At 46.0% G+C, this 18,561-nt stretch carries 14 protein-coding genes; 2 read left to right on the top strand and 12 right to left on the bottom strand.

The annotated features are described in order from the left end of the window. Nucleotides 1–24: 24 nt before the first annotated feature. Both AC3ITG_RS15660 and AC3ITG_RS15655 read right to left on the bottom strand, forming a co-directional pair. The gene (locus AC3ITG_RS15660) at nucleotides 25–618 is read right to left on the bottom strand and encodes a YdeI/OmpD-associated family protein (protein WP_489254310.1); all 594 of its coding nucleotides are present in this window, start codon (nucleotides 616–618) and stop codon (nucleotides 25–27) included. 197 nt (nucleotides 619–815) lie between these two features. Continuing rightward, nucleotides 816–1,445 (bottom strand): hypothetical protein, encoded by a 630-nt coding sequence (locus AC3ITG_RS15655; protein WP_489254309.1) that lies wholly within the window; start codon nucleotides 1,443–1,445, stop codon nucleotides 816–818. Between the two features lie 465 nt (nucleotides 1,446–1,910). Here AC3ITG_RS15655 and AC3ITG_RS15650 point away from each other — a divergent pair, with 465 nt between their 5' ends. Together AC3ITG_RS15650 and AC3ITG_RS15645 are read left to right on the top strand one after the other, a co-directional pair. Further along, complete coding sequence (locus AC3ITG_RS15650; RefSeq protein ID WP_489254308.1) at nucleotides 1,911–2,285, top strand: BlaI/MecI/CopY family transcriptional regulator; 375 nt, start codon at nucleotides 1,911–1,913, stop codon at nucleotides 2,283–2,285. A gap of 9 nt (nucleotides 2,286–2,294) precedes the next feature. Then, on the top strand, nucleotides 2,295–3,695 hold the full coding sequence (locus tag AC3ITG_RS15645; RefSeq protein ID WP_489254307.1) for a M56 family metallopeptidase: 1,401 nt from the start codon (nucleotides 2,295–2,297) through the stop codon (nucleotides 3,693–3,695). A gap of 267 nt (nucleotides 3,696–3,962) precedes the next feature. On the opposite strand, the gene AC3ITG_RS15640 is transcribed toward AC3ITG_RS15645, so the two are convergent. The 10 genes from AC3ITG_RS15640 to AC3ITG_RS15595 form a co-directional block, all read right to left on the bottom strand. After that, nucleotides 3,963–6,011, bottom strand: a complete 2,049-nt coding sequence (locus AC3ITG_RS15640) for a glycoside hydrolase family 16 protein (RefSeq protein WP_489254306.1) — start codon at nucleotides 6,009–6,011, stop codon at nucleotides 3,963–3,965. 158 nt (nucleotides 6,012–6,169) lie between these two features. Further along, nucleotides 6,170–7,741, bottom strand: a complete 1,572-nt coding sequence (locus tag AC3ITG_RS15635) for a response regulator (RefSeq protein ID WP_489254305.1) — start codon at nucleotides 7,739–7,741, stop codon at nucleotides 6,170–6,172. Nucleotides 7,742–7,744: 3 nt separating this feature from the next. After that, nucleotides 7,745–9,580 carry a sensor histidine kinase gene (locus tag AC3ITG_RS15630; RefSeq protein WP_489254304.1) on the bottom strand — a complete coding sequence of 612 codons (1,836 nt, stop codon included), beginning with the start codon at nucleotides 9,578–9,580 and terminating at the stop codon, nucleotides 7,745–7,747. Nucleotides 9,581–9,654: 74 nt separating this feature from the next. Then, nucleotides 9,655–11,130: an extracellular solute-binding protein gene (locus AC3ITG_RS15625; RefSeq protein WP_489254303.1), complete on the bottom strand. Its 1,476-nt coding sequence runs from the start codon at nucleotides 11,128–11,130 to the stop codon at nucleotides 9,655–9,657. Nucleotides 11,131–11,570: 440 nt separating this feature from the next. Next, nucleotides 11,571–13,118, bottom strand: coding sequence for a right-handed parallel beta-helix repeat-containing protein (locus AC3ITG_RS15620; protein WP_489254302.1), 1,548 nt, complete (start codon nucleotides 13,116–13,118; stop codon nucleotides 11,571–11,573). 50 nt (nucleotides 13,119–13,168) lie between these two features. After that, complete coding sequence (locus AC3ITG_RS15615; protein WP_489254301.1) at nucleotides 13,169–14,125, bottom strand: carbohydrate kinase family protein; 957 nt, start codon at nucleotides 14,123–14,125, stop codon at nucleotides 13,169–13,171. After that, nucleotides 14,122–15,423, bottom strand: a complete 1,302-nt coding sequence (gene melA / locus AC3ITG_RS15610; RefSeq protein WP_489254300.1) for an alpha-galactosidase — start codon at nucleotides 15,421–15,423, stop codon at nucleotides 14,122–14,124. The genes AC3ITG_RS15615 and melA overlap by 4 nt, the downstream gene beginning before the upstream one ends. Before the next feature lie 18 nt (nucleotides 15,424–15,441). Beyond that, entirely contained in the window at nucleotides 15,442–16,266 is an 825-nt protein-coding gene (locus AC3ITG_RS15605; protein ID WP_489254299.1) for a carbohydrate ABC transporter permease, read from the bottom strand. A 22-nt stretch (nucleotides 16,267–16,288) separates the two neighbouring features. Next, nucleotides 16,289–17,224, bottom strand: a complete 936-nt coding sequence (locus tag AC3ITG_RS15600; RefSeq protein WP_090897861.1) for a carbohydrate ABC transporter permease — start codon at nucleotides 17,222–17,224, stop codon at nucleotides 16,289–16,291. A gap of 15 nt (nucleotides 17,225–17,239) precedes the next feature. Beyond that, nucleotides 17,240–18,532, bottom strand: a complete 1,293-nt coding sequence (locus tag AC3ITG_RS15595) for an ABC transporter substrate-binding protein (protein WP_413378772.1) — start codon at nucleotides 18,530–18,532, stop codon at nucleotides 17,240–17,242. Nucleotides 18,533–18,561: the final 29 nt, after the last annotated feature.

Genomic DNA, 18,561 nt, shown 5'->3' with positions numbered 1-18,561 from the left:
CTGCTTCCCGGTTACATTATCGGCTTAATCATTTAACCCTTTTCCACCCAGAATCTGCTGCGTAGATTTCTCAATCCTGGACACGCGGGTTTTGGATTGCTTGGGTTGCGAAAAATAAAAAAGGTAAGCTCGTTGACGTCCAGGCGTCAGTGCTTCAAATGCCGTTTTCAAAGCAAGATTTTCATCCAGTTTAGTTTGAAACTCTTCTGGAACATCATATTCTGTATTCTTTTTGAGTGCCACTTTTAATCCGGCCTTTTCAACCTCAATGGCTTCAACAATATACTCTTTCAGGATAGTTTCCATGTCAACAATTTGTTGAAGATTGGTGAACCGGATCTGGCGAGCTGCTTGTACATTTTCTGTTTGTTGGATTAGAATACCCTGCTCATCCTTTAACAGAGCTCCTTTGTGGAAAAGAAGCGCACAATATTCCTTGAATCCATGAATGATAACGACGTTTTTATTCTCCAACGTGTAACAAGGATGCATCCACTTAAAGTCTTCGGTCAGGCCGCAGGAAAGAACGATCTCTCTTAGCTTCTCCGATTCTTCCTTCCACTTCTTTGCTTTCTTTAAATATTCATCAACTTTGGGATTTGTTTTATTAGTTGTCATCAGGGACCATCCTTCATCATGCTAGTCATATTATTGTATTTTCTAAAATGATTATCTCCTACATATGATTGCCAAGAAAAAGCCGTTAATTTCATTCCCTACCATGTAGTGTCGCTTAAATATTATGACACCATTTGGCGTCTGGTCAACACTAACTATTATTCACCTCATATACATATTGTCCTTTGTCGCTCCTCTTATCCCTTTTTTGCATAATGTAAAATAGCCGCCGCTGCACGGATTCGCAGATCCTCTTCTTCGCTCTGCAATGCCTTTTTTAGAACATTGAGCGCTTCTTGAATAGTGCCTTCATCTACTCTAACTGAAGAATGATTAGCTCCTTCAGGCGTTACAGAGGTGATCATAACCCAGGGCTCCAATTGAGCCTGCGAAATTGGATGTTCGAATTTCGCAATAATTGAGTAATGACTTACAAGTGCAAGTACTTTGTCATTTAACTCTGCTAAGGGGATGCGTCCCAGCCAGGTAACTCCTCGTCGGTGGCATATGTATTCCTCTCCGGTTCCGTTGGAATCATCGTAAAAATAATCGCCCAAATCCCCAACATATGCCCATTCTTCATCGTCTATCAAGACATAGTCCCCATCCTGCATAACGTAGACAAAAGTATGGAGCGTATCTAGGACATCACTAAGTTCCGTCTTTCCTATCCTGTAGCGTTGAACTAATTGCTCTGTCCATTCTTCTGCAGGCTCGTGCTCCAAATCTCCTGTCGCAGGCCAACCAATGCCGATAAAGTTATTCTCCAGGAACGACGCGGTCCAGTCGGTCTCTTGCAGTGTAGATTGTATATGAAACAAATTCATGTAGTTCCTCCCTATAGTGATTTCAGGATTTAAGACTAAGTATATACTCCAGACATTCGTCTTTGCATTATAATAAATCAAAGATTGAGCTTACTATATATTTTCAACTAAACATTTACACAAGAACGGAGAGGACAGAAATAACCTGAAGAAGCGAAGCGTTCGCCTAAAAGCTTTCTGAAAGAAAGCTACATCGGAAGCATATGCTATCCCCGGATTTCCCCGTTTCAAAAAGGAATCAAAAAAATCTGGGGATAACAGCGATCGGAAGGTTGTTCTGTCATCGGAGTGTCAGTGTAAATAATCATTAGTTGAACTTATATAGCTAGTACAAACCTGACTCTGGTTCCGCAAAATCCATTCAACACTTGACTATCTACTACACGTTGTAGTAATTTATATCTACTACGTAGTGTAGTAATAACCTTCGATATGGACGCATAACGAAGTTAAGGAGTGTTCACCGTGAACCATCTTCAAAAATTATCGGATACTGAAATGGAGCTGATGGAAGTGATCTGGGAGTGTGATCCACCTGTCACCTCCACCGAACTGCTGAACATGTTTTCCCAAAGGGGTAAAGCTTGGAAGGCGCAAACGATCTCCACCTTTCTCTCTCGGCTAGTAGACAAAGGGGCTCTTACAGCTACAAGGGATGGACGTACCAACAAGTATGTCCCTCGTATTTCGCCCGAAGACTACAAGCTATTGGAGGCACAACAAGTCCTGGATGGATTATATCAAGGCTCTGTAAAAAATTTGATTTCAGCTTTGTATGATGGCGACAAGCTTTCTGATCAAGACATTGCAGAGCTGAGACAATGGTTTTCAGAAAAGTAGGTGTAGTCTATGAATACCATTCTTGTATTACTGTCTACGCTGACTGTTGCCGGAAGTGTCGTTGTCGCTTTCATTCTGTCTTTGCGCCTTGCTCCCTTTCAAGTCATTCCTGCAAAATGGCGTTTTGGAATTGGGAAAATGGCTTTAGTTTTGTATCTATTGCCCATCTTTCTGGTCTTTAATTGGATTTTTTCGTTGTTCACATCCAGTACTACAGTAAACGAGTTACCCTTAAATGTTCAACAAGTGTTACCTGGACCATTCAATCCGGCTCCTGCCATCCAGGTACAGACCATTTCAACAAACGTAGCTCTCGCTTTAATATGCTTATGGGTAATCGGGGCCATAGCTTTTGCAGCATGGCAAACATATAGTTATCTCAGGTTTCTCAAGACATTAAAACTTACGCGAACCATCGTTCCGAAGACCAGCGAAGTTGCTATGCTGCTCCCTGTAATCAAGGAGAATCTGGGTCTCAAGAGCGAGGTTCGGCTTGCTTGCAGCGCTCTAATTCGCAGTCCTTTTCTAATTGGGTTGAGGAAACCTACTATTTATCTGCCTATGAAGAATTCTGCAAACGTGGATATGGGTATGGTGTTCCATCATGAACTGATCCACCTGAAAAGGAAAGATCTATGGATCAAGGCACTCATATTAGTAGCCCGTGCATTGCATTGGTTCAATCCATTGGTCCATATGCTTTCCAAAGATATTCATACGTGGAGTGAACTGTCCTGCGATGAAGAAGTCGTAAAGGGAATGTCCCTTGCGGATCGTAAACGATATGGGGAAACCATCCTGAACGTAGTGGCAGGATCAAGGAATCTACCTATACAATTCTGCTCCTCTTTATCCGGGGACGGTAAACAACTAAAAAGGAGATTAACTTTTATGCTTAACGTAAAGAATGTGAACAAGAAAACCTTGGTTATAGCGATATCGACGCTATTCTTCGTTGCTGCAATCAGTACAGTGACAACGGCTTGGGCTTCCAGCAATACTCCGAGGGTGGTTGCAAGTGAAGAAGCTTCCACGGTAACGCGTCCATCGCAGCAAACGGCTGTCCGTGAAGAAGCTCCTGCAGTAACACGTCCATCAGCTCAAGTGACAGCTCGTGAAGAAGTTCCAGTAGTAACACGCCCATCAGCTCAAGCGGCAGCTCGCGAGGAAGCAGCTAGGGTAACACGTCCTTCAGCTCAAGCGGTAGCCCGTGAAGAAGCTCCTGAGGTAACACGTTCGGCAGCACAAGCCACAGTTCGTGAAGAATCTCCTGTAGTAGCACGCCCATCAGCTCAAGCGGCAGTTCGTGAAGATGCAGCTTTAGTAGCACGTCCATCGGCACAAGCGGCAGTTCGTGAAGAAGCTCCTGTGGTATCACGCCCTTCGGCACAAGCAGCTTCCCGTCATTAAAAGCATTTTCATGGAAATACACAATAAATAGGCATGATATAAAACTCCAAGCAGCCTTCGTTCAATTGTTGAACGAAGGCTGCTTCATTATTGTAGAGAAGAGAAATTTCGCTTGAGACTAACCGGCTACCTTCTCAAACGACAAAGACCAACAACATTTTTGTTGTTGGTCTTCCCTGTCTTTTCTTCTCCGTTCAACTTGCCTCATCACCCATAACTATGGTGAATGGCCTCGACACGACCCCAATCGCGGAAAAAGCTGTTTTATTACTGTTCTTTATACACACGTACATAATCCACTTGCATAGTTGCCGGGATATCGGACGCGTTCGGAGTACGGCCTCCGTCGAAGTTTCCGCCGACTGCCAAGTTCATAATGAGGTAGAACGGCTCATCGAAAGGAGCATTCGGATTATTCGGTGCAGCTGTGGAATACCACTGCTGGTTAGTGACTTTATAGAAAAACTTACCGTCTACATACCATTTAATGTTGTCTTCTTCCCAGACTACGGAGTATACATGATAATCATTGGCAAAAGTTTGCCCTTCTGGGAAGTGATAATCGCCACCCGAAGACTGGTTCACGGGCCATTGTCCACCAAAGTGTATGGTACCGCTTACAGACCCTGGAAGACGTCCTCTCGCTTCCATAACATCGATTTCACCTGATGCAGCCCATGTGCCGTATACAGAATCTTTTGGAAGCATCCACAGTGCTGGCCAAACGCCATCACCAGTAGGAAGCTTGGCACGAAAATCTACTCTGCCGTACTTCAAGGAAAGTTTATCCTTGGTGTTAATCTTACCGGAGGAATACTGTGCATACCGATTCGGATCCTGCGGGAAAGATTTGCTATCATTCATAGCCTTGATATTCAGCTTTCCGTCCTGTACAAATACATTTTGGGTGCTGTTTGTGTAGTGCTGCAGTTCTGCATTTCCCCATCCCCAGGTAGCAGGATCGTTATTGAGATAATATCCTGTTTCATAGTTCCATTTACTTGTATCCAGCGTAGTTCCGTTAAATTCATCCTGCCAGATGAGATTCATGCCCGCGATAGCCGGATCGGTTGGTGTTCCGATCGCGATATCCTCTTGATCGGATACATCCGGACGCGGAGCATTTGGATTACCGATGAAGGTATAGTTGACGAAATTGTTGCCAATATTTCCACCCGCCTGTCCGTTCAGCGGATATCCGATACGGATTTGCATATTTTCCTGGATTGGCTGGAACCAAAGACCATAGATATAATCGGCCCAGTACCCCCACTGGTTGGCATCAGACATATTGTTGTAGCCATTAGCCGAGTATGCAAACTTGCTCTGACTGGAGTTACTCAAATCCACCCATTGCCCATTGATGTTAATCTGGTATACGAAATTGCCCAGTTCTTTGGCGATTGGCGCACCCCCATCAATTTTGGGAAGCGGGATTCCAATGGAACCATTCGCATCTGCTGTGAAGGTTGTTCCTTCGTATGGCGTAATGACATATGAATTTCTTGTAGGTTCATTAAACGTAATTGTATAAACAAGGTTAGCCGAAGAAGTCTTTGATTCCAATTTGACGTTGATCGATTCCGTTACGTTAAACCAGTAACCTCCTCCACCGTCAGTGAATTGGCCGAAGTTGTGATCATAAATCCAGCCGCTGGCTGCATTATTGTCAATATCAATCCATGAGCTGCTGTTTACAGGTTTTACATACACCTTCAAATCATCCGCTACTGCTTCATAGGTTACCGCAGAATCATTGTTGAACGTTGGATATGTAAAGCCTGCACCGCCTGTGAAACTTGCTGTAATTTGCGGCCCTTGTGTCGGATTCATCGCTGTTATGGTTGTTTTGTTAATGTTTTGGAATACAAGTTGATATTCAAGCTTAACACCATTCGCTTTGGAGTACAGTTGAATTTCGGTTGTTGCGGAAAGTGTGAACCAATAGCCATTGAAACCGCCATCGCTCCAGTGCCCCCAGTTTTGGTTATAGATATAACCTCCGGCTTGATCAATATCAACCCAGTTGTTACCCACTTTCACATTGACACCCACGTCACTGTAAACATCGTTCCACGTAGCGGAGCCCCCATTGAACTTAGGCATAACAAATCCGTAGCTGGCTTTGCCAACCCCTGATTTTGAAATAACAGGTCCATCTGCTGGTGAGAAGTACTCCATTGAGGTAACTGTCGTTCCAGCTGCTTGAACTTTTGAAGTTGGCAACACGCCAACACTAGCCAGCATCACAACCACTAAGAACAAACCAAGTACCTTTTTCATAAACCGTTTCTCCGTAAAGTGAGATGGTTTCATAATTGCCCTCCTTTGATAGGATAATAGTTTCTCCCAATCTATGCGTATAAAGGTAATCGCTTACATTGGGGAATATCTTTATTCTATCGAATAGGTTAATCTGCTGAAAAGGTACAATTATTTTTGTTATATCCCATTTTTTTGGGTTTTGATTCAATTTATATATTTGTACTGTGGTATTGTACTTCACGTTCTACCTTTTGGCGCATCATTTGTCGATACTCTGTGGGTTGAATTTCCATCACAAGGCGGAACGCTCGCGTAAAGCTTTTGTAGCTTTCATAGCCTACCATAGCAGCCACTTCAACAATCTTATGGTCGGTTTCGGCTAGGAGACGCCGCGCTTTATCCATACGTACATCTCTCAGGTATTCGGCAAAACCTTTGCCAATGTTCTTCTTGAACAGATTTGAGAAATAGGCGTAATTAAGCGACACATGATTGGATACCATCGCGAGGTCCAGCGGCTTATGATAGCTCTCGTGTATAAAACGGATGGCTTCATTTAAATCCTGAGAATTGCGATAACTGTGCTTATATTCAAAATAGAACTGATTCAGTCGAAGCAGCTGCTGTTGCAGCGCTTGAATATAATCGCGCATCCCCGGATAATCAAAGAGATTACGCAAAGATTCAAGATCCAGCGCTTCTTCACCCATGTAGGGACGAATAACTCGCTCGTATTCCTCCATCATCTGCACTGTGGCGCCGCAGAGCTGTTGGGTATAGCGAATATGATAGCGTTGCAGCACATTTTTGTGAAATATTGCGGAAAGGCCCTGAGCGATTCTACCACTATCGTCGGTCCCAACAGACTGGAACAGTTCATATAGCTCTTCATAGGGAAGTTGCCACTGCTGCTCCATATGCTCAATATGTGCTGGCAGGATGATATATTGATCTGGAAACAAGTAACTATGGTGGTATAGCTCATGTACTTGTGTATAGCTGCCGGGCAACATCTTTAATCCTTGCTGCGGGTCAGTCATAACGGTTATAGCATCGATCATTCCTTCCTTGAGCGACGCCGGCAAAGCATCCGGATCTAAAGCGGCATTCACTGCGAGGATCAGATACGGGCTGTGTTGCAGGCAAATGCAACCTTGTCTACCGAACACACCATAGGCAATAGCTTCCATGCTATGGACGCTGCTGGCACCCGGCTGGTTGATCCAACATTTCTCTCGCAGCAAACATAAGCGATAATTGTGCCATATTGCAGGATTTTGTTCCTGGATTTGGAGGATCCAGGCCTCATTGTTTAACGCTCCCTGCATAAACATTCGTAATTCTTTACGATCTGTCTCTCGGGCGAGACGGGAGACATGCTGCATGTTGTGGGTAAGAGCCTGACGTGTCTGGATTTCTTGCCATACATGCTCTAGTGAAGTTTGCAGATCCTCTCGCTTCAGAGGTTTTAACAAGTATCCCTTTGCCCCAAGTTCAATGGCTCTTTGAGCATATGTAAAATCACTATAACCGCTAATAATGAGGTATTCCACTTCGATGCGCTCCTCTTTGGTCTGTGCCATCAGTGCCAGCCCGTCCATGTCCGGCATCATAATATCGGTAATAACGATGTGAATGTTATGCTGGCGCAAAAGGATTAGCGCCTCAATCCCGCTTGCGGCACAGTAAATGTTGTTCAGCTCCAGAGGAAATTGATGCAGCATCGCCTGCAGACCGTCACGTATGTGCTTTTGATCGTCCACAACCAGAATATTGATCACGTCCTACCACCCTCCAAGATTTACATTTTCCCAAGGCAAACGTATCGTTACACAGGTATAAGCGCCCTGAACACTATCAATCCAAAGACCGCAATCCTCGCCAAAATGAAGCTGCAGCCGCTTATTCACATTTTCCAAACCAAGTCCGTTCTTGCTGGTAACAATCGGCGAATCAGAGTCTCCCCGCAGTGCCGCTTGCAGTCGAACTAACATCTCCGGGTCTAACCCCTCTCCATCATCTCGTATGTTAATGAGCAAGCGGTCATTCTCCACTGAAACAGTGATCTGAATACACACACTCCCGCCTGAAGGTGCAGCGTGATGCACTGCATTTTCAACGATAGGCTGCATGCACATTTTAGGAATCGCATAGTGGAGCACCTCCTGCGGAAGATCTGCCGTCAATATGATGCTGCCGCCTTCCATTAAATTAATAAATTGAACGTAACTTTGAATGTTGGCAAGTTCCTCGCGAAGCGCAACCGTATCGCTGCGCCACTGCATGCTGTAGCGAAGTTGCGAACCTAATGATACCAATGAATTCGCAATAGCAGGTTGCCGTTGAACCTCCGCGAGCATTCGAATAGATTCCAGTGCGTTATACAAAAAATGAGAGTTGATCTGCGAATGCAGTGAATGCAGCTGTGCGTTTTTGGCGATCAATTGTTTATCCACGACCTGTGTCATCAGACGTTTGACCTCATGTAACATTTTGTTGTAGCTCACAGCCACTTCATCGATCTCATCCCCTCTTTCGTTCTCATCAAGGCCGGTATCAATCGTTGCATCCAGTTCACCCTTCCGAACCTGACGCATTGAAGCCAGTACGCTGTCCAGCCGACGGAAAATGCGCCGAGTTGTATGTGATACGAGCAGCATGATGAGCAGCAGTACACATAATGTAATCGTTACCACAAATGCGTACCAGCTGCGTGGCCCCTTCATCAATGCCTGATGGGAGGCAATATCGACCACATAAGTGTTTAACGGAGCGATGTAACGGTACAGTGCATAGTAGCTCTGATCTCCTACCTTAATCTTAACTGGACTTTCATGTGGCAGTACATCCAACTGGCGATGAATACCGCCAAGGATTTCGTCCAGTCCTTCTCCGGCTTTTCGAGAAAATTCATGCTGGGGATTATAAACATATTGGGGAGGATCGCTTTCGTTCATCAAAACAGAAAAGAAGTCTCCCTTGCTCTCCTGGAGCAGGTCGCTGAAAAACATACTGTGCGGAACGCGAATTTCCATAATACTAGGTCGTTTTTTCTCCTGACCCTGAAGGCGAACCAGCCGGTAGTATGATAGCGTATGTTCACCATCCTTAAAAGAAAATAAGCGGTAAGCCGCACCACCTTCATCCCGAAGCTTTGCCCAGTAATCCTGCGGCCAAAATTTCTGATAATGATAGATTTCAGGCCAGATTTCATACAAGTTCGGGTTATCCACGTAAAAGCTGAACTCACTGATCATCGCATTACTTTGAATGATGTTTTGCATTTGCTCAAATTGGTTTTGCTTAAATTTCACCAGTCGCAGTCCATCCACAAGCATATTGGAATGTATAAAATCCACAAATGACTTTTGAGTGAGTGCAGTGTTGGAAGCGTTATCAATGATGTCCATTCTGCTGCGCAATTGTTCGTTTAGCCACGAAACGTGGCTGTTGCCTGCTGCCATAGCGTCCTTGTATAGCTGGGTTTCCTGCATGCGAATATATAAAAAGGATACTAAAATAACGGGTATGGCAATCATCAGGCTAAACGCCAGAAACAGCTTTTGGGATATAGGGGCATTGCGGTAAAGTTTCCTCAATCTAGTCAGTAGGTAATTCATTCTGAAACCCTCACCACCTTTGTTATACCATATATTACAAGTTAGCTGATAGAGAGCGAGGATGTTGGGGTATATTATTCAGCCATCTTGGCTTTTCTCGCCTCCAGCTCGATCTGACGGTATTCCATCACCTGATTAAAACCGTAATTCACACGGCGGGCCAAGAAATTTTCGAAAATTTTATCAAAAGCAGCTTCATCTTTGGCGGTAATCAGTTCAGGCAGAACTTCTTCCCAATTCTGAGAAATACGCGACCAGGATAAGGCTATATCGGAATCTCCTACAGGATCTATTCCCTTATAGATACCGCTGTCCATATCGGCCTGTTTGTTCGCGAACTCCTCCATTTGCTTAACGGATGGCGCCTTTTCTGGTCTCCACTGGTTAACGAAGGCAGGGTTGCGCAGCATCCAGTAGGTATCCATGATACCGTATTCCTTTTCCAGCCTCTCTCTATCTGTGTCAAGCAATAGGACCATTTCCGTATTCAAATACGGCTTGCCATTTCCCATCGCCCATGTTTCGCCTTCTTTGCCCAGAAATATATCCCTTTGGCCTTCTTCACTGGCCAGATAGGTCAAGAAGCGGATGGCTCGTTCAGGGTTTTTGGTGGATTTGCTAATCATCGTAACCATCCAGCCGTCCATGTTGCCAGGGAACAGTCTGGCGGAATCACCGTGGCTGTTTTGCGGTCCATCCACAGCGATGTAGTACGAATTCGGATATGCACCCGCGGCCAATATCGGATTGATAGCCGCCATGCCAGTCCACTCGCGAATCATCATAAAATAACGAGCATTACTGGTTTTTTCCTCTACCTGAGCATTCGAGTCCACCATAAAATCCACATTAATCAAGCCTCGCTCATATGCTGTGCGGAAAGTTTTCAGCCAGGTGATATAGTCCGGGTCGGTCATACGATCGTTAAATTTGCCGTCCTTTTCATGCGGAATAGCCAGCAGGTTTTGCAGGTACTCGGTCATCCCGTAAGAGACATTCCCCTGAGCAAAGAAAGGACTGATGAGCTGACCTTTATACACAGAATACTGATCTTTCAATAGTTGCAAAGCGTTTAAGAAGCCTTCCGGATTGCTTAAATCCGGTCTTCCCATAGCCTCATACAGATCTTTTCGCACCAAAAAGGTTTGGTTCGCAGCCGTCAAACCGGTGGCCTGCATCAGGCTGGGGCTGTATGAATCATTTGGAATGCCATATGTATTGCCGTTTTCCTGACGATACCACTTCAATGCACCGTCCCCCGCGACCTTGAAAAAGTAGGGATCATATTTCTCCGCCAGTTCATTTAAAGCATATACCTGATCGCCTTCCCACAACTTATTAATTGCACTTTCCCACGAGCCTATTGTCATCAAATCCGGCAGCTTACCGGAAGTCATCATGAGCGCAATTTGTTCGCTGGCTTCGCCGGATGGCACTTCGAATTTGATGTTGACGCCTGTTTTCTCTGTTACAACCTTGGAGGTCATGCTCTCACCCCATGTGTGACCATACCAGTTCGCGCCCACAAACCAGGTCAAATCCACAGGCATATTATCAAGCTTCCATGTGGGTTCATTTGGGTTCGGCTTGTATTCAACGGGCTGTTGTAAAGGTTGAGCAGGCTGTGGAGGTGGCGGATTCTCACTTTGCTCTGATTGGGAACATGCAGACAAAACTAGCACTAAGATTAAGCTCCAATATATGACCCTGCAGTGCTTTAGGGAATCGAGTTTCATTCCATACCCTCCTTTCTTTGCTACAGTTGTGAATTAACCTTAGCATTAATCATGCTATAACCGATTTTACTATCCTTGGCTCGAAATGGAAATGCCGCTCCCTACCTAAATATGAGTTTACGTAAGGTCTAATACAGGTACAGCTATTTAAAGAGGATTATTACTCTTAAAATAAAATAAACAAAGGCAGCTGATCACTCAGCTACCCTTGTCAGTTTGTCTTAGGGAAGAATCTTCCCATTAGATTATAAGTCTCATTCGTAAGCGCCGATATTCACAGCAGCTCCCTGTACTCTTGGTTTCCCCTCAATGTCCAGTGTTCCAATAATTGCATTGTCCGTGTTCCCGGCATCAATCGCTGGAGATGTAGATTGAAGATGGAAATCGTATCCTGAAGCATTCACAAATTTGGGATCAATGAACAAGGAATGCGCGTCATTGCCAGTTCCCGTTTTATAAGCGGAGAATCCTGTGTAATCTTTATTTTTCCAAGTCCAGTTGGCTCCATTGCTACCGGCAGGGGCGAAATAAAGATTATAATCCACAACGTTTCCGGAATTCTTGGTGTATTCATTGTAAATCAATACATCTGTAGAGCTGGCTACGAAAATGTTGTTCTTAATTACGTTATTTTGTGTATCGTATTGAACGTAAAGCTGGCCGCTGCCATCGCCAAGCGTGTCATTTTTGTATACGGTATTGTTAACGATCTTACAGTTTACTGTGGAGCCGCGTTTGGTATCGTACCCGCCCATCGCGATGCCGGTGAGTCGGTTGTTGTAGACTGCGTTGCTGCGAACTGTAATATTGCTGGTAGATTTACCGGCATGCTCGGACGCAATCTCGATACCGATATCATTGTTGTAGCTGTAGTTCTGTTCAATAATACTATCCTTGCCACCATCGACATAAATGCCATCGGCCGCATTACTGTTATTCGGAAGTGACTTTCCATACGAAGGATTATTATTGGAAGAGATATTGTAGACTCTGTTGCCCTTCACGAGTCCGTTCCGTACCTGATCGTAAGCCGTATTCGGCGCTTTACCCTCAAAACCGATGAGATCAATGCCGATGTTGTCGTTATCGTGAATAACATTATTAGTCACCGAGAAGGTGTCCACGTTACCGTTGAGAACCAGCGATTCGCTGGAGCCGAGCACAAGATTGTACAGTTCATTACCATTAATCGTAATATCGTGAATGGATTCAGGTGCCTTTGTGCCGTATACGGCGATCCCATGTGCGTCACGGCCAAGCAGATCACTGCCGGTTGGGGTGGCCGTGTTTTTGATATCATGGACTTTGTTACCGGACAAATTGATAAAGCTTCCTGATCCGTGAACATAAATGCCTACGGGCATGACGTCCTTAGTAGCTGTAGTATAATTGCGAATTTCAAACCCTTGAAGGGTAACGTAATTCACATCGGTCAGGTCAATCAACCCTTCAATCCCGCTAACAGAAAGTCCTGTGCCGTCAATAATCGGAGTCTCCGTGCCATCGTTAGTGAATACAATCGGCCCCTGTGAAGCGGAGCCTGAGCGGGTGATCTTCAGCTTCTGGTTGTACACACCGCCACGAACATGCACTGTACTGCCTGCAGGAACAGCATCCGCTGCGTGCTGAAGCGTCTTCCATGGCGCGCTGCTCGTTCCCGCATTGGAGTCATTTCCGTTTGTCGCTACATAGTAATCCGTACCTGCTGCGGCAGCAGATGAGGACCATTCAATCCCTGAAACCAAGCCTATCCCTACCGCCATACTTAATCCCACGAGCAATGTTTTACCGAACTTCAACATTTCCTCAACTCCCTTTGATCAATTTGGTTGTGTTAGATTAAAATCAGGATTTATTGTTCATGCTCTGCTTGCAAAAGAAGAACAGCCTCCATCGTCGGCAGGCTTCCTGTCCCACCAATGCCAAGTGTGGACAATGCCCCACATGCATTGGCAAATCGCAGCAGTTCTTCGCTCCTCATCCCGAGCAAGTATCCATATATGATTCCTGCGTTGAAACAGTCGCCTGCTCCTGTCGTATCGACCGGGGTCAAAGTGTAAGATCCGGCCGATATTCTCCGTTCGTCCAGCTCGCGCAGTGTAGCACCTTTTGACCCTTGTTTGACCGCTACAATCCCTGCCACAGCAGGAAGCATGGAGTCAAGCAAATGGGCTACCCCGTCGGCAGGGAAAATGTGCAGCAGTTCATCCTCGCTGGGAATAAATAAATCCGTCACCGTCAGTAGTGCACTTATGCCCTCGTGGTCCCATTGATTGGATACATCCCAACCTGTATCAAAAGACGTGCTGATCCCATTTGCCCGCAATCTTGTAAAGAGCTCTCGCCAATGAGGTCTCATTCCATCCTGCAAATAATAGGAACCAAAATGAAGATGTGTGGCCTGCTGCAACAGAGACTCTGGAATATAATCCGGTGTCAACAACGGGATGCTGCCAGCGTAAGTTAACAACCCGCGGTCGTCAGGTGTGGAGAGCGACAGGGTTACCCCTGTCTTGATGCCAGACAATCGGGTTACATGCTCTGTATTTACGCCCATACGCTGCAGCTCAGCTATACAGAATTTTCCGAAATCGTCATCCCCCACTACGCTAACGAATCTCACATCCGCTCCCAGGCTGGCCAGCGCACAGGCCGTAATTGCTGAAGAGGAACCAAGTACAATCTCGAAGCCATCAACCATTTTCTCTCGATTCCATTCCGGCATCACATCTTTTCCGGATACAATGGCGTCTACATTTAGCTCGCCAGCGATAACAACAATGGGACTTGTTTCCTGTCTCTGCATCATTTCAACACCGGAACAAATCCCTGTTCCGCCTCATACAGTTCATCGAACATGCTTCCGATCTCCTCCAGGGAGCATACCGCAGCAGATAGTGGGTCCAGCATCAGTGCATGGCGAGCCATTTCCCTGTCACTCCTCCGCACAGCTTCCACAGCCAGGTCAAAAAAAGCCATGTTCGAGCGGCACAATGCGGCCAAATGCTCGGGCAGTCTTCCAAAGCGACAAGGCTGAACTCCTTTCCCATCAACGAGACAGGCCACTTCCACCACACCATCAGGCTGCAGATTTTCAATCAATCCCCGGTTAGGAACGTTACCATAAATGACTTTCGGCTCATTTTTCAAGACTGCTTCGATGATAATGGCTGCATATTCATTGCTGGATTTCAGCTCAAGCGGTGCCGTTCCCTCAAGCTGTGAAACGATCTGCTCATCATTTTCTCTCCGCCAGATCGGCCAGTTGTCAGCGTAGAATCCCGTAGCTCCGTTATAACCTGAGTTGCAGTGCTGGTCGATAAGCGATTGGCGTTTACGGTAATACGGGATATATTCCGAGAAATGGCCGCTGGATTCCGAGACGAATGTACCCAGGTATTTCATCGCATCAAAGCGGACCGGATCCTGCCGCAGCAGTTCAGGAGTTTGTATTTTCTCCAGTAGTACTGGATACAGATCCCTCCCGGCGTGCGACAGCTCCACGAACCAGGACATATGGTTAATACCTCCGGCTTTCCAGGACATCTCTTCATATGGAACTCCTGCATATTCGGCCAGTTGAGCCGACGTGTTCTGGATGGAGTGGCATAGTCCCACTACCGGAATATCCGTAATGCGGGAAGTCAGGAGTGTAACCGCAGACATCGGGTTGGTATAGTTTAGAATGATGCAGTCTGGGCAGAGCGCTTCAATGTCTCGTACGATCTCCATCCAGCTGGGAAGGGTACGGAGTGTCTTAAACAGTCCTCCGGGTCCCAGCGTATCGCCAATGCACTGCTTTACCCCGTATTTCAGCGGAATTTCATATTCATAACGAACCGTCTCCAGCCCGCCTACTTCAATTTGGTTAATCACGAACTGTGAACCGCCGATGACCTCTCTGCGATCAGTAGAGGCAATCACCTCCCACTTCTTCCCTGTCCGTTCTACGATTTGAAGCACCAACCTGCGTGCCAAATCAAGCCGCCGTTCGTCAATATCAACCAGGGCAATGGTGCCACCCTCCAAGCCTTCAATCAGCAGGATATCCATAGCAATCTCTCGCGTAAATGCACTGCCTGCTCCGATAATTGAGATTTTAGTCATAACTCTTCTCCTCACCCGTTATTTCATGCCCGTCATAGCTAGGCCTTTAATAAATTGCTTCTGGAAGATCAGGAACATTATAATAACCGGTATTGTAATCAGTACCGCAGCTGACATAACGACGTTGTAATTGACCTGATGCGTTCCGTTAAAATAGACCAATGCCAGCGGAACGGTCATCTTGCTCTCATCATTTAATACAATCAGTGGCCACAGGTAGTTATTCCAGGAGTTCATAAACGTGAATATCCCCAAAGCTGACAGCATCGGCAGAATAAGCGGCATAACGATGCGAAGCATCAGCCTGAATTCACCAGAACCATCCATCCTTGCTGCCTCCAGCAACTCCTGTGGAATCTCTTCTATGAATTGTTTAGCCAGAAATACACCGTAAGAGCTGACCAGATTGGGCAAAATAATTGCCAGCAAATGGTTAACCAGTCCAAGCTCAGCCGTGATCAGATACGTGGGAATCATAATAACCTGAAAGGGAATCATCATGGTTGCCAGGATCAGAATGAACAGCAGTTTCTTACCTCTAAACTGATGCTTGGCAAAGACATATCCGGCTAGAGCGCTAGTAAACAAGGTGACCACCGTTATGATGACGGAAGTCACCAGACTGTTCAGCAACCACGTGACAAACGGCGCCTCGCTAAAAACCGTTCGGTATCCGTCCAGACTCGGCTTACTTGGAAAAAAACCGCCTGAACCTGAGACGATGTCCATGTTACTTTTCAGAGATGACAGCACCATCCAGACATAAGGCAAAAGCATAACACAAGCTATAACTGCAAGAACTGCGATAGTAAACCCTTCCCACAGGCTAAATTTACGCGGCATCGGCTTCTTCTCCCCTCTCCTCTCAATGTTCCCATTGCGTGCGCCCCCATCGAAGTTGCAGCAGCGTCACAAGCAGGATGATCATTAGAAACACGGTTGCCATAGCGGATGCGTACCCCATATTGGAGCTGGAGAATGCCTGTTCATAAATTTGCAGTGACAGCACTCGGGTTTCGTTAAAGGGTCCGCCCTTGGTCATAATCTGAAATTGTGGGAAGGCCTGAAAATAGGAAACAACTGTCGTGATGGAAACAAACAGCAACGTTCTGCGCAGCAATGGCAGTGTAATGTGAAGAAAGACATGCCAGCGGCCCGCCCCCTCCAGCGTCGCTGCTTCATAGTACATATCCGGGATGGAATCCAATCCGGCAATGAAAAGAACGATATTATAGCCAATATCAGCCCACAAGGTCATCATAATGACGGAATAGAGCGCATAATGCGGATCACTGAGCCACTGGATCGGCGCCATATTCAGCTTGGCGAGAATCATGTTGAACAAGCCGTCATTGTAATTGAACATGGTATTCCATACGATGGCTGTTCCCGCCAGCGGAGCGATCGTGGGAAGAAAGAATACGGTCCGAAAGCCATTTTTAAGCCACGGGATGCGGACTCGCTGAATCGCTGAAGCAATCAAAAGCGTAATGACAATGTTGATCAGTACGGCGATAAATACAAATTTGAAGGTTACCCATAGTGACTTCAGAAAGATGGAATCCTGGAACATGCGGATATAGTTCTCCGCCCCCACGAATATCGCGTTTGAGCTGAGCGGGTCATACTTGAATGCGGACAAGCCCAGGCTCCATGCGATGGGAAGGAAAGCAAACACCCCGAACAAAAGCAAGATCGGTACGAGTGAGATGATGATGAACCTTCGTTTTGCCCTGTAAGCCGTTGACTTTACCGCTGGGTTAACCTTGTCCGCCTTGTTGGTAGATATAGCAGTACTCATGCCCCAGCACCCCTATCACTTATGTTGATCCTGATTATCATTGATCGTCTGTTCGATATTCGCCAATCCGTCCTCGACACTCTGCTGTCCACTGGCCATCAGTTGGAAATTGTCGTTAACCTGCTTGAAGAAGAAATCCCGGTCTGCTATTGGGCCGATCCATTGACCTAACGCCAATATGTCCAGCGAGGGCTTTAGATGAGGATTGTTCTTCAGGAATTCCGGGTTTTCGGCAATTTCTTTTTTGGCTGGAACGGTAAAGGTGTCCGTATTCCAGGTCGAGAGGTTGTCCTTCTCCGAGATGAATTGGATGAAATCAAGCGCAGCCTCCTGCTGTTTGCTTTTCTTTGACACCGCAAGCCCCCAACCGGATTCGGCAGCAAAAACGGGTGGATTTTCCGTAAAGGAAGGCACAGAAACGTATTCAAAATCATCAACCTTATAGTTGTTTTGTCCCGCAGCAATCGTCCAGGGACCGCGATAGGTCATGGCTGATTTCCCCTGAAAAAAATAGTCGGAGGTATCCAGCTCACCGCCGAACGTGGTTAAATCCGCAACTTTGTCATCGGCCACGAGCGAAACCAAGGTGGACATCGCTTTGTCCGCTTCCGGTGTGTGGAAATTAACATGTCCGTCTTCACCCATAAAACTTGCACCTTGCTGCAAAATAAGGGATAAGAAAGTAAACGTAATATTGTCTGCCGATACAAAATCGAAGCCTTTGACTTTAATGACATTGTTATCACGGACAGTCAATTTTTTGGCGTAATCCACAAGCTCTGTCCAGTTCGACGGTGTGTGGTCGAAGCCTTGGTCTTTGAGCATTTGCGGGTGAATCAGCATGCCACCGTTCTCAATGTTGTATTCAAGTGGCAGTCCGTATAGCTTTTTATCCCGCAAATATCCCCCCAAGGGGGCATCATAGTATGCTTTTTTTACATTTTCACTATCAGGGATTTCGACAAGCAGATCGTTCTTGGAATATTCGGGCACCCACGTGCCGAAGAATTCGGCAATATCGGGCGGTTTCTTCGCGGAGAATGAGGCTTTCAACTTCTGGCTGTATACATCATATGGAAAGGTCTGATACTCGATCGTTATATCGGGGTGTAAGGTCTGGTATTTGGATATTAATTTCTTGTATGCGCCCACAATGGCGTCTTCCTGATGACTCCAAAAGACCAGATTCACCTTACCTTGCGGGTCTGCGGATGTATCGCCGCCTGAAGAGGATGAGCTGGAACAGCCCGCTTCAGCGAATACAACACAAACCATCGCAATGATCAGCATAAACTTGGAAAAATGCATTCGCATATCCTCCCTTGTCCTGCAAATTA

It is taken from the genome of Paenibacillus sp. GL_099_B (genome assembly GCF_057835695.1).
The sequence above is the reverse complement of the archived record's forward strand: the minus strand, read 5'-3'. Positions and strand labels throughout refer to the sequence as shown.